Origin of the sequence: Variovorax paradoxus, assembly GCF_030815855.1 — a bacterium.
GTDB classification, from domain to species: domain Bacteria; phylum Pseudomonadota; class Gammaproteobacteria; order Burkholderiales; family Burkholderiaceae_C; genus Variovorax; species Variovorax paradoxus_M.
Window position 1 is genome coordinate 669257 of sequence record NZ_JAUSXG010000001.1, and the last position, 12080, is coordinate 681336.

The 12080-nt window shown below is 65.2% G+C and carries 14 protein-coding genes; 7 read left to right on the forward strand and 7 right to left on the reverse strand.

What is annotated here, in order from left to right; translation table 11 throughout:
- The first annotated feature begins 6 nt into the window (after positions 1-6).
- The 3 genes from QFZ42_RS03215 (at position 7) to QFZ42_RS03225 (ending at position 3691) form a co-directional block, all read left to right on the forward strand.
- Entirely contained in the window at positions 7-1617 is a 1611-nt protein-coding gene (locus tag QFZ42_RS03215) for an alkaline phosphatase D family protein (RefSeq protein WP_307699562.1), read from the forward strand.
- Between the two features lie 87 nt (positions 1618-1704).
- A complete protein-coding gene (locus QFZ42_RS03220; RefSeq protein WP_307699563.1) occupies positions 1705-2715 on the forward strand; it encodes an aldo/keto reductase in 1011 nt (336 codons plus the stop codon).
- Between the two features lie 37 nt (positions 2716-2752).
- A complete protein-coding gene (locus tag QFZ42_RS03225) occupies positions 2753-3691 on the forward strand; it encodes a VTT domain-containing protein (protein ID WP_307699564.1) in 939 nt (312 codons plus the stop codon).
- Here QFZ42_RS03225 and QFZ42_RS03230 read toward each other — a convergent pair whose 3' ends face one another.
- Complete coding sequence (locus QFZ42_RS03230) at positions 3692-4114, reverse strand: hypothetical protein (protein WP_307699565.1); 423 nt, start codon at positions 4112-4114, stop codon at positions 3692-3694.
- An 80-nt stretch (positions 4115-4194) separates the two neighbouring features.
- On the opposite strand from QFZ42_RS03230, the gene QFZ42_RS03235 reads away from it, so the two are divergent.
- The 3 genes from QFZ42_RS03235 (at position 4195) to QFZ42_RS03245 (ending at position 7518) form a co-directional block, all read left to right on the forward strand.
- Positions 4195-5559, forward strand: coding sequence for a cache domain-containing protein (locus tag QFZ42_RS03235; protein ID WP_307699566.1), 1365 nt, complete (start codon positions 4195-4197; stop codon positions 5557-5559).
- A 7-nt stretch (positions 5560-5566) separates the two neighbouring features.
- Entirely contained in the window at positions 5567-6211 is a 645-nt protein-coding gene (locus tag QFZ42_RS03240) for a response regulator (protein ID WP_307699567.1), read from the forward strand.
- 290 nt (positions 6212-6501) lie between these two features.
- Positions 6502-7518, forward strand: coding sequence for a patatin-like phospholipase family protein (locus QFZ42_RS03245; RefSeq protein ID WP_307699568.1), 1017 nt, complete (start codon positions 6502-6504; stop codon positions 7516-7518).
- 166 nt (positions 7519-7684) lie between these two features.
- Here QFZ42_RS03245 and QFZ42_RS03250 read toward each other — a convergent pair whose 3' ends face one another.
- Together QFZ42_RS03250 and QFZ42_RS03255 are read right to left on the reverse strand one after the other, a co-directional pair.
- Positions 7685-8080 carry a VOC family protein gene (locus tag QFZ42_RS03250; protein ID WP_307699569.1) on the reverse strand — a complete coding sequence of 132 codons (396 nt, stop codon included), beginning with the start codon at positions 8078-8080 and terminating at the stop codon, positions 7685-7687.
- Between the two features lie 28 nt (positions 8081-8108).
- On the reverse strand, positions 8109-8525 hold the full coding sequence (locus QFZ42_RS03255; protein ID WP_307699570.1) for a 4-oxalocrotonate tautomerase: 417 nt from the start codon (positions 8523-8525) through the stop codon (positions 8109-8111).
- Between the two features lie 32 nt (positions 8526-8557).
- Here QFZ42_RS03255 and QFZ42_RS03260 point away from each other — a divergent pair, with 32 nt between their 5' ends.
- The gene (locus tag QFZ42_RS03260; RefSeq protein ID WP_307699571.1) at positions 8558-9274 is read left to right on the forward strand and encodes a TetR/AcrR family transcriptional regulator; all 717 of its coding nucleotides are present in this window, start codon (positions 8558-8560) and stop codon (positions 9272-9274) included.
- Between the two features lie 63 nt (positions 9275-9337).
- On the opposite strand, the gene QFZ42_RS03265 is transcribed toward QFZ42_RS03260, so the two are convergent.
- From QFZ42_RS03265 to QFZ42_RS03280, 4 genes are all read right to left on the reverse strand, one after another.
- Positions 9338-9814 (reverse strand): Imm30 family immunity protein, encoded by a 477-nt coding sequence (locus tag QFZ42_RS03265; protein ID WP_307699572.1) that lies wholly within the window; start codon positions 9812-9814, stop codon positions 9338-9340.
- A 107-nt stretch (positions 9815-9921) separates the two neighbouring features.
- Positions 9922-10206 carry a hypothetical protein gene (locus QFZ42_RS03270; protein WP_307699573.1) on the reverse strand — a complete coding sequence of 95 codons (285 nt, stop codon included), beginning with the start codon at positions 10204-10206 and terminating at the stop codon, positions 9922-9924.
- Between the two features lie 195 nt (positions 10207-10401).
- On the reverse strand, positions 10402-10911 hold the full coding sequence (locus QFZ42_RS03275; RefSeq protein WP_307699574.1) for a DUF1993 domain-containing protein: 510 nt from the start codon (positions 10909-10911) through the stop codon (positions 10402-10404).
- Positions 10912-11165: 254 nt separating this feature from the next.
- Positions 11166-12035 carry a restriction endonuclease gene (locus QFZ42_RS03280; RefSeq protein ID WP_307699575.1) on the reverse strand — a complete coding sequence of 290 codons (870 nt, stop codon included), beginning with the start codon at positions 12033-12035 and terminating at the stop codon, positions 11166-11168.
- Positions 12036-12080: the final 45 nt, after the last annotated feature.

Here is a 12080-nt window from a genome sequence, read left to right on the forward strand (position 1 = left end):
CTCACCATGCCCGTGCGCCAGATCACCACCGACCGACCCGACCTGGCCCCGCCCGAGCGGAAAAAGATGAACGAGGGAAGGCCTGTTTCGCGCCGCCGCCTGCTGCTCAGCGGGGTGGCTGCCGCATCGCTGGGTCACCCCTTCCTGAGGCTGAACGCGCAACAGGCCTCGCGCGAACTCTTCACACTGGGCGTGGCATCGGGCAGCCCAAGGCCCGACGGCATGGTGCTGTGGACCCGGCTCGCGCCTGAGCCGCTGCAGGGCGGCGGCATGGGCGAGGCCCCGGTCGAGGTGCGGTGGGAGGTGGCGCATGACGAAGGTTTTTCGCGCCTCGCGGCGAAGGGCAGGGCAACGGCCGTGACGGCGCTCGCGCATTCGGTGCACATCGACGTGCCAGGCCTCGCGCCCGGCCGGCCGTATTGGTACCGCTTCACGGCCGAAGGCGTGCAAAGCCCCACCGGCCGCACCCGCACCGCGCCGGCCGAAACCGATGCCGCGCCGCAGCCGCTGCGCTTTGCCTTCGCGTCTTGCCAGCAGTACGAGCAGGGCTACTACGCGGCGTATCGCGACATGGCCGCGCAGCCTTTCGACTTCGTCGTGCACCTGGGCGACTACATCTACGAGAGCTCCTGGGGCTCGCGCCATGTGCGCCATCACCAGGGCGGCATTCCCACGCAGGTCGGCGAGTTTCGCGACCGCTATGCGCTCTACAAGACCGACCCGCACCTGCAGGCCGCGCACGCCGCGTGCCCCTGGCTCGTGACCTGGGACGACCACGAGGTGGCGAACGACTACACCGACGACGTCTCGCCGCGCACCATCGACTCCGCGCTGTTCCTTGCCATCCGCGCCGCGGCCTACCAGGCGTGGTACGAGCACATGCCCGTGCCCGCCAGCATGCGGCCGACCGGGGCTTCGGCCACCATCTACGGCCGCCATCGCTTCGGCCGCATGCTCGACGTGTTCCTGCTCGACGGCCGCCAGTACCGCTCGCACCACGCCTGTCTTGCGGGCCGCAGCGCCTCGCCGTTGGCCGACTGCGCCGACCGCCTCGCGCCGGAGCGCAGCTTTCTGGGCGCGGCGCAAGAGGCGTGGCTCGCACGCGAACTTGCCGCGCCGCCGGCGCGCTGGACGGTCATCGCGCAACCCACCTTGCTGGCCGAGGCCGACCGCAAGCGCGGCCCGGAGCACGGCTACTGGATGGACGGCTGGGACGGCTACGCCGCCTCCCGCGCGCGCCTGCTCGACAGCCTGGCCGCCCACAAGGCGCGCGGCGGCGATGCGCTGGTCATCAGCGGCGACGTGCATGCCTTCTGGGCCGCCGACCTGCGCCGCGAACCGCAAGGCCCCGCGGTGGCGACCGAGTTCGTCGGCGGTGCCATCACCTCGGAAGGCCCCAGCGCCGCCAACGTGGCCCACATGCTCGCGAAGAACGACCACCTGCGCTACGGCCGGGGCGACAAGCGCGGCTATGCGCACATGACGCTCGATGCGCGCGGCTGCGCAGTGGAGTTCCGCGCCGTGGAAGACGAGAAAAACGCCGACTCCGCCGTGGCGCCCATGGCCCGCTTTGCGGTGGAGCGCGGCGCGCCGGGCGTGCACCTCGAAGCCACCTGAAATATCCGGCGCCTGCAGGATCGCGCAGCCGTGTCTATGATGGCCGGCGCCTTCCTACCTCTCTCATCGCTTCGGAGCGAGACCACCATGAGCATTCCCACCACCCGTCTCGGCCGCACGGGCCTCACCGTGTCGCGCCTTGCGCTCGGCACCATGACCTTCGGCCTGCAGACCGACGAGGCCGTGTCGCACCGCATTCTCGACAAGGCTGCCGAGGGCGGCATCAACTTTCTCGATACCGCCGACGTGTACCCGCTCGGCGGCACCGTCGAGACCACGGGCCGCACTGAAGAAATCATCGGCCGCTGGCTGCAGAAGCAGGGCCCCACCGGCCGCCGCCGCTTCGTGGTGGCGACCAAGGCGGTCGGCAAGGTCGGCCCCAACAGCTGGGACCAGGGCGCCTCGCGCAAGCACCTGCTCGACGCCATCGACGCTTCGCTCAAGCGGCTGCAGACCGACCACGTCGACCTGTACCAGCTGCACAGCGACGACCGCGAGACGCCGCTCGAAGAAAGCCTCGAGGCGCTCGACGTCATCGTCAAGTCGGGCCGTGCGCGCTACATCGGCGTGTCGAACTTCCTGGCCTACCGGCTGGCCCGCGCGCTCGGCAAGGCCGAGCTGCACAAGCTCACGCGCTATGTGTCGGTGCAGCCGCGCTACAGCCTGCTGTTCCGAGAAATCGAGCGCGAACTGCTGCCGCTCGCGGGCGAAGAAGGCTTGGGTGTGGTTCCCTACAACCCGCTGGCCGGCGGCCTGCTCACCGGCAAATACAAGCCCGGCGCCACGCCCGAAGAGAACACCCGCTTCACGCTCGGCACCGCCGGCGGCATGTACCAGGACCGCTACTGGAACGAGCGCAGCTTCAACACCGTGACGCAGCTGCACAAGCTCGCCGACGAAGCCGGCGTGCCGCTGGCCACGCTGGCGGTGGCGTGGGTCATGGCCAACCCGCTCATCACTGCGCCGCTGCTCGGTGCCAGCCGGCCCGAACAGCTCGACGCCACGCTGGCCGCCGCCGAGTACAAGCTGGACCCGGCCCTGAAGCAGAAGCTCGACGAGCTCACGGCCGAATACCGCAAGGGCGACGCGCCCCGCTAGGCCCCGAAGGAGTGAACCCCAACCTCGCGCTGCCGCCATGGCACAGCTGATGTCGCTGCTGGTGCAGCACGCCATCGCGATCGTTTTCGCCGCGAGCTTTGCCGCGCGCCTCGGTTTGCCGGTACCCGCAGCCGCGGTGCTGGTCGTGTCGGGTGCGCTGCTGGCGGCCGGCAACGTGTCGGTGGCCGGTGTGGTGGCGGCCGCCGTGCTGGCCAACCTGCTCGGCGACGGCGCCTGGTTCTATGCCGGCCGGCGCTTCGGCTACCGCTTTATGCGCCTGTTGTGCCGCATCTCGCTGTCGCCCGACTCCTGCGTGCGGCGCGGCGAATCGCTCATCGGCCGGTGGGGCGGGCTCTCGCTGGTGGCCGCCAAGTTCGTGCCCGGCGTGTCGGTGGTGGCACCGCCGATGGCCGGTGCGCTGGGCATGTCGGTGTGGCGCTTCATCGGCTTCGACATTGGCGCCGCGCTGATCTGGACCGGCGTCTTCCTTGGGCTCGGCTGGGCTTTTCGCGATCAGATCCAGGAGGTGCTGGCCATGCTGGCCCAGGCCGGCGGCATCGCGACCCTGGCGCTGGTGATAGTGCTGGCCGTGGCGCTCGCGGTGCGCTACTGGCGCCGCCGCGCGTTCATGCGGCTGACCGGCATGCCGCGCATCACCGTGGACGAACTGCACGGGCTGCTGGCCAGCGAGGCGCCGCCGCTGGTCATCGACGTGCGCGGCGAGGCGGGCGTGCAGGTCGACCCGCGCCGCATTCCCGGTGCGCTGTCGTACACGCTCAAGGCGCTGCAGCAGCGGCACGGGGAACTGCCGCTCGTCGGCGGGCGCGACGTGGTCCTTTACTGCAACTGCCCCAACGAGGTGTCGGCCGCCCAGGCAGCGCGCGTGCTGCTGGCGCGCGGTGCGCGGCGGGCGCTGCCGCTCACCGGCGGGCTCGACGCCTGGGTGGCCTCGGGCCGCCCCACCAGCCTGCATTGATCAGTCCAGCCGGACCATCGGGCAAGAGAGGACCAATCGCTCGTCGAGCGGCGAATTGCGCCAGCCGGGCAGGGCGCGCTTCCGGTAGGCCTCCAGCGACTGGTAGCCCTGAACGCTCCAACCGTAGGTGCTGACCTGCTCCGCCTCGATCACCTCGTACCGGCACCGCCGGCTGCGGGCCTCGAGGCGAAAGGCAATGCGCCCGTGATCGCCGGCAAGGTCTTTCTCCAGAACACGGTAGCGCGCGGGCTTGCAAATGCTGAAGCTCGAATTCCATTCGATGGTTTTCGTTCGCACGTAGAGCCCGCCCGAACATGCACGCCCCGTTCCGCTGAACACCCCCGTGAACGGTGCTTCGGCCATGGCCGTGCCCGTGCCTGCCCAGACAAGAAGGGCCAGTACGGCAGCGCTGCCTGTCTGCATGAATGATCTCCGGTGTGCGTCCCTGTGCCCTCGCGATCTTAAGGTTCGGGGCCTTGTCCGGGTGGTAGTCTTCTCCCCCGATGAACCTCCGCACCAAGATCGTCGCGCTGGCCGTAGCACCGCTGCTCATTGCGCTGGTGCTGGTGGCCCTGGCGGTGCGCCACCAGGAGCATGACCTGGCCCGGCGTGAGCGCGCGCTCATCGAAAAAAGCTACATGGACCAGCGGCGCAGCGAACTGCGCAGCTACGTCGACCTGGCCGTGAGCATCGTGCGGCCCCTGTACGACGCCGGCCGGGACGACGAGGAAACCCGCACCGAAGCCCTGCGTCGCCTGGCCGCGCTCGACTACGGCGACGACGGCTACTTCTTCGTCTACGACATGCAGGGCCGCTCGCTCATGCATTCGCGCCAGCCCGATCTCGTGGGCCAGAACCTCTGGGAACTGCGCGACTCCCGAGGACGCTTCACCATCCAGGACCTGATAGCGGGCGCGCGCACAGGCGGCGGCTATGTCGAGTACGAATGGCGCAAGCCCTCCAGCGAGCAGATGGCGCCCAAGCTCGGCTACGTGACGGCGCTGCCGCGCTGGAACTGGATGGTCGGTACCGGCCTGTACCTGGACGACATCGAAACCACCATGCAGACGCTCGACCGCCAGATGAGCGCCAACGTCACCACCACGCTGCTCTGGATTGCCGGCATTGCCGCGCTGTGCCTGGGCGTGGTCAGCGCCACCGGCCTGCTGCTCAACCTCAGCGAGCACCGCGTGGCCGAAGCCAAGCTGCGGCTGCTGGCGCGGCGCGTGGTGCAGTCGCAGGAAGAAGAGCGCGGCCACCTCGCGCGCGAGCTGCACGACGGCACCAGCCAGACGCTGGTGTCGGCCAAGCTGCTGATCGAATCCGCCGTGGATGCGCTCGACCGCGAACGCCAGCCCACGCCGCCCGCACTGAGCAAGGCGCTGCAACGGCTCAACGATTCATTGCTCGAAGTGCGCCGCATTTCGCACCGCCTGCGGCCGGCCCTGCTCGACACGCTCGGGCTGCCGGCCGCGCTCGAACGCCTGGGCGACGAGTTTGCGGAAGAGGGCGCCATCGATGCATCGATCATGGTCGAGGGCGAAGCCTTCGAACTCTCGCAAGAGGCCAAGACCGCGCTCTTTCGCGTCACGCAAGAGGCGCTCACCAACGTGCGCAAGCACGCGAAGGCCCAGCGCGTGCACATTGCACTGAGCTTCTCCGACGACGAAGGCGTGCGGCTCGAAATCGGCGACGACGGCACCGGCTTCGACGTCAACGCCATGCAACTCGACCCGCGCCGGGGCATCGGCCTGCGCAACATGCGCGAACGCATGGAATCCATCGGCGGGCACCTCAGCGTGCATTCCGGCGAAGGCCGGACATCCATCGTGGCCGAAGTGCCGGCCGCCAGCGCAAGGCCTGAATAAATAGCCGATGACAAAAGACGCTGCCGCCCCGATCCGCCTCTTTCTCGTCGACGACCACCCGCTGGTGCGCGATGGCCTGCGCGCGCGGCTCGGCGCCATGCCCAACCTCGAGATCGTCGGCGAGGCGGGCAGCGCAACCGAGGCGCTGGCACTTGTCGAACAGCTGCGCCCCGACTTGCTGCTGATGGATGTCGGCATGAAAGACATGAACGGCATCGACCTGGCCGCGCTCGTGCTGCAACGCCAGCCCGCGCCGCACGTGGTGATGCTCAGCATGTACGACAACCCCGAGTACGTGCAGAAGGCCCTGCAGGTGGGCGCGCGCGGCTACGTGCTGAAGGACGCGCCGGCCGCCGAGATCGTCGCCGCCATCGAGGCCGTGTCAGCCGGCGGCACCTTCCTGAGCCCCGCGGTGTCGAAGAAGCTGTTTCGCAACCAGGCGCCCAGGCCGCTGCTCACGCCGCGCGAGAGCGAAATACTCACTGCGCTAGGCCGGGGCGAATCGAGCAAGCAGATTGCGCGGGATTTGGGGCTGAGCGTGCGTACCGTGGAGGCGCATCGGCAGAGCATCAAGCGGCGGTTGGGGATTGAGGGGCAGGCGGAGTTGATCAAGTATGCGGTGGAGCATGCGAGGGAGTTTGGGGGCGGGTGAGCTCGCACCTCTGGCTGTGCTCAACGAGCAAGCTGGGCCAGAACCCGTCTGTAATGAAGTGAAATGGACTGGCGCATGAACAGGCGCCACAGTGATCAAGTTCGGTTCCCGGCTTGGGCGGAATGGGCAAGACGATGGCTTTCTTTGATGCCATCGCCGGCCTGGACCCGCAGATCGCATGGCGCGTGGCCTTCGGTCTGTTGCGCCCAATGTTGGCATCCGGGCGTTCCCGTCGATTTCGGGGACGAGCGCGCACTTCTCATCCATCCACTCAAGCAAGGAGCACGGCCATGTCTTTCAAGATTCTCTGCTGCGACGGCGGCGGCATTCGCGGCGTCATCACGGCGCTGCTGATCCAGGACCTGGACCGAAGCTTCGGCATCGTCCAAGGCGCAGACGGTTTCGCCGGCACTTCCACTGGTGGCCTGATCTCGCTGGGCCTCGCGAGCAATGTGGGCATTGACGCCATCGTCGATCTCTACCAAAACGAAGGGGCCAAGATCTTCGAGCCCAACGGCTGGTGGCTGGACGCACAGGCCAAGCAGCAAGACCGGGCGCCGGCTCGGTCGGCGGAGGAACTGCTGGGCAGCGGCCCCGGCATCTTCAAATGCCAGTACGTCAACACCGGCTTGCAGGCGGTCGCCCAGAAGCTGGTGGGCAACGGCGCGTTGTCGTCGGCGAGCCGCTTCGTGGCCGTCAACTCCGCGCGGCTGTGGGATGCGAGCGACAACAACTGGGCACCGTGCACCATCTCCAACGGCCCGAACAACATCTACCGCGGCATCAGCATGGTGGACGCCGCGCTGGCCACTTCGGCTGCGCCGACGTACTTCCCGCCGTACCAGGTGGAGGACTTCGGCTACTTCGCCGACGGCGGTACCTTTGCCAACAACCCCTCGATGACGGCGGTCGTGGAGGCAATCTACCAAGGCTACGCCACCGCCGCGTCGGACATCGTGATGCTGTCGCTGGGCACCGGCGACAACCCGGTGGGCGTGCCGCCTGGCTCCGTGTCCAATCCGCTGAACTGGGGCGCTACGCACTGGCTGTGGCCGTTCAGCGACGGCGCGGTGCCCGCCACGGCGCTGCTCAATCTCACCATGGATGCCACCGCGGAGTTGGCGGCAATCCAGGCCCAGCAACTGCTCGGCAACAACTACATGCGCGGCAATGTGCCGCTGGCCCAGCCGTTCGGCCTGGACGACTACAAGAACGTAGGCGAGTTGGTGCGCGCGACGCAGAACTACATAGAGACCTCACCCGACTGGGCTGCGGTGCGCAGTTGGGTGGGGCAGAACTGGGCGTGAGCGAGCAGGCGGATGAGGGGGCTGCATACGGCGATATGAAGGCGTAGGCGGCTGCTTCAGACTGACCGCGGTCCTACGGTCGCGACGAGTGAATGTCGCAATCGGGCCCAAAGCGGTACTACGAAATTTCACGAAGCAGTCATTCGCAACTGGGCCGGCAACGCTCTTACTCAGCGCAGTTCAGCATCCACTGAACACCGAACCGGTCGGTCAATTTGCCGTAGTAGTCCCCCCACGGCTGAATGCCCAAGGGGGTCGTGACCGTTCCACCTGCAGCCAAAGCTCGGAAGAGATTGTTCGTTGAATCTCGACCGTTCATCGCAAGCAAATGCGCGGAGCCCCGCATCGGCTCAGCATCATCGTTGTCGGAGGCATAGAAGAGCAAGTCTGGTCCCTCGAACTTGGCATGCATGACCTTGCCGCGCATGGCCTCGTTCTTCACGGGCATGCCATCGACCCCGTAGCGAAGCACCTCGACGACACGACCAAGACCACATTGAGTATAGAAAGCCAGGGCGTCATCACAGGTCGTGGTGAAAAACAAATAGTTCGAGAGTTGCATGTTGGTATTCCCAGACGTAGATGGGGCGTCAGGCCGAGGCGGCTCCTTCGCCGAGTTGCGCATTGGTGAGAGCCATCCCGGCGATGCCCCAGGCCCCGTCTACCGCGTGCACGACGTTGACCCATATACGCTCCTTCGGGTGCTGCGCGCCTGACAGCTCATGAATGATGTTCGTGGCTTCTTCTATGTAGCCAACTTGAACCTCCCGACTGGCGAACGCGAAGGACGGGACCTTCCATTCGACGAACGCCACGGAGGCCTCCTTTGATCCGGAGTACGTGTGCTCCGTTGGCAAGACGTGGATCGAGCCCACGATGTTGGGCGTCATCGCCTTGTTTTCTGCCAAGCCATGCCATCTAAGCATGGCATCTGACAGGCGGCTGAAGGCGATTTTTTCCTGGCCTTTGGGAAGAACGCCCTCGGTGAGGGTGAGAGTAAGTGGCATGGGTACTCCAAACAGAAAGAACGGCGTCGCTCATGCGCTGCGAACCGCAGAACATTTCAAGTAACGACCGTTATTCGATAATACATAACGATCGTGTTTTGAACAACTACAATCGTCAGCTTCACATGTTGAAGGAGCCCCTCGTGTCAAGGTCCGAACAGAAGGTGCAGACGCGGCAACGCATACTGGATGGCGCAGGGCGCGGGTTTCGCAAGGCAGGATTTGGCGGGATTGGGGTTGACGGCCTGGCGAAGGAAGCAGGCCTGACATCGGGTGCCTTCTACGTTCATTTCGACTCGAAGGCCCACGCATTCCGGGAGTCGGTCGCACAGGGCATGGCCGAATTGCGAGGCGGCGTGCTGCACTTCCAGGAAAAGCACGGACGCACGTGGTGGCCGGAGTTTGTGCGCTTCTACCTCAGTGCCAAGCGGACCTGTGACTTGTCAGAGAGTTGCACGCTTCAGACGATGCCGGCAGAAGTCGCGCGATCGGATGAAGGTTCCCGTGAGACGTTTGAAAAGGCTTTGCGCGACGTTGCGCAGGTGATCGTCGACGGTCCAGCCTCGCCAAATGCACCACGAGACATTGGAGCCGCTTGCGCCGCCCTCTCTTCGCTTGCGGGAGCGGTTACGCTTGCACGTTCCGTAGGAAGTAACTTCGCAGACCAGATAGCCGCAGCAACAGAACACGCGCTGCTAGGGTCGCTAGGCGGAAAGAGTCGATCAACGACATCAGAACGCGACCGGTAGGTTCAGCTTCCAAGCGAAATGGGCGAGGGTACCGGACGTCGGCTCATGGCCGACAACCGTCTGTCATGCAGCTTGCGCCGCGAGCATGACAGCAGTGGTTTGGGCCCAAAACGTTGGGCTTCGTTCGTTGATGCGCTCGCACAACCACAACGAAGCTTGCTTCGTCGGCGAATCGGCCTCGCGAAGCTTTCGAACAAGCGCAGCTCGGGCGGACGCACTGTTCAGAACACGCATCAGCACTATCGAAGCCCACTTGGGAGCTCTCGCTCGCATGTCAGGCAGGACCTGAAGAAGCCCTGCGACGTATTCAGCGTCGGTGAACGCCTCTGCCACATGGATGAGCGAGAACATGGCCTCGTCATAGTCGGCCTCGTCATCCAGTAAGAGAAGCAGCGGACCAATATAGGCAGCAGTGGGACGGGCAACGAGGTCTTCCAGCGCTCGGTCAAGCGCTTGAACCGCGCCGGCACCGCGCATTGCCGCAGCACTCCGAACCTCTCGAATCGTGGCGTCAACTTCAGCAGCGCCGGTCATGTTCATTGCGCTCGTTCATGGATATGAGCCTTCGATTTTTGATGGATCCGCTGAAACCAAATGGTCGCGTTGGGGCGAATTCTGCCTCGCCGTCGACTGCCCGGTCTTGGCCATCAGACGGCGGCGGAGCCGAGAAGGTACACCTTCGAGCCTACGGGAAGACTGGCCTTCGCGACCGCACGAGGCAAGGAAAACGGCGCGTGAACCATAGGCCGCCCTCGGTTAATCATCTCGAAGGCGGCGATGTTCGTCCGAACCTGCGCGCCCTGCGGAGTCTCGATGAGGAGCTGCGCCCCAGTCTTCACGTCCCGTCCGAACGCGTACGGAACCACCGGCACGAGCACACAACCTCGGCCGCCGATATCAAACACGTCTTCGATTTCGAACAAGAACTGCATCTTGATGGTCGTTGGGGAAAAACTGGAGGGTCGAGGCGAACTTCTGCTTTTGGCCGAACTCGGAAGTCTAGCCTTGAGCAGCGGCAGTCCACTTCCGCTGCATAGCCGCCATCAGCAGACCAACGTCGAACGCGGAGGCTCTAGTTGCTATCGAGCGGTAGTGGCCAGAGTGGCTGAACTCCTGTCTGTCTTGGGTTAGTAGGCACCCATGTAGTCGCGCTTACCGATCTCAATACCGTTGTGGCGCAAGATGGCATAGGTGGTGGTCAAGTGGAAGAAAAACTGCGGCAGTCCATAGTGTAGAAGATATGCACCTGCGGTCAGCTTCTTTTCCTTGGGAGTGCCGGGGCGCAATACGATCTCGCGGCTCTCGCTCGAATCAAATTGCTCAGACTTGAAGGAGCCGATATGGGCCAAAGCTTTGGCGATCAACGCTTGCAGGTCGGCGAAGCTGACCTCAGTGTCGGGCCAGGACGGCACCTCGGCACCAGCCAGGCGGGAGGCAATGCCCTTGGAGAAGTCTGCGGCGATCTGTACCTGACGTACCAGCGGAAACATGTCAGGGAACAGCCGCGCCTGCAGCAGCGCATTTGAATCGATATTTTTTTGCGTCGCGTGGTCTTCGGCCTTCTTGAGCACGTCGGATAGGGCGCGCAGCATCTGCTGCATGACGGGAACGGAGGCGTTGTACAGCGGGCTGGTCATAGTGAGTTCACTTCTAAAATTGGGCACGATGGCCGGAGTTGGCGTGGCAGAGGCCCTGCCGACCATGTAAGGCTAACAGCACAGGGCGAACTGAATCGCCCCGACTTTTGTGGCCAGCTTTTATTCCCGCTGGTAGTCGGAGCAGCCGCGTTGAAGGGCAGTTCACTAGCAAGAAGCGGACGCCAATTGCAGACGCACGACAGACCGCGATCGTTGCATAGCCGACCCTCGGCGGGCCACAGTACTTACAACCGTCAAGCGGCGGTGCCGCGGCAACGCGGATAGTCCGAACACCCCCAGAATTCCTGGCCTGCGTTGGCTCCCTTCTTCGCCGTACGTCGCACCATGGGCTGCGTGCACTTGGGGCAGCTCGGGGCGGCCGTCTTCGCAGCCTGAGGTGCTGCATTGCTGGCATGCCCCGCCTTGTTGCGATCGTCGGGCTTGGCCGAAGAGCTTCCTCGGGCCTGCGTCAACAACCGGTGCAGTTGCGGGCCATCGAGCAGGCGGAGGTTGCGACCACTGGCGAAAGCTTCGGCCTCCGGCGTAAATCGACCAGACGTGACCACGAATCCACCGGCGGCGCGCTTGGCCGCCATGGCGCCGTAGAGCTCGCGCACCACCGGCACGCCAACCTTGAAGGCCCGCCATTGCTTGCACTGCACCAGGTACTTCTCTCCGTTCTTGCGAAGGGTGAGATCGACGCCGTCGTCTGGGCCCGGCTCGAAGTTCTCCGTGACTTGGTAGCCCTGCAAGCGAAAGCCCTCGCCGACGAGCATCTCGAATTCGCGCCAACTCATGTTGTCGAGGATGTCGGGCGCGTCTGAGCGGGTCACGCTGTCCACCAATGATCGGCGCGCGTGACGGCGCCAAGCGGAGATGGCCGCGCCAGCAAGGCAGAGGATCGGCACGATGTATTGCCCGGCGGTTGCAAGGCCGCGTCCCACGGCTCCGACCATCGCGTTGCCCATCTCGCCGGGGGCAAGGGCAACCGGAAGGGGCGCTATCGCGATGCGGTGGAGCAGCAGGTACCCGGCAATCGCCAGAATGACCCCCACGTACCAAGGCAACAGCGCGATCAGGTCGACCACGTCTTCGGCGGGGCTGGTTTTTTTGCGGCGAGCCATCGGTGATTTCCTCCTCTTGGCGGATTCTGCCCAAAAGTGACTGAT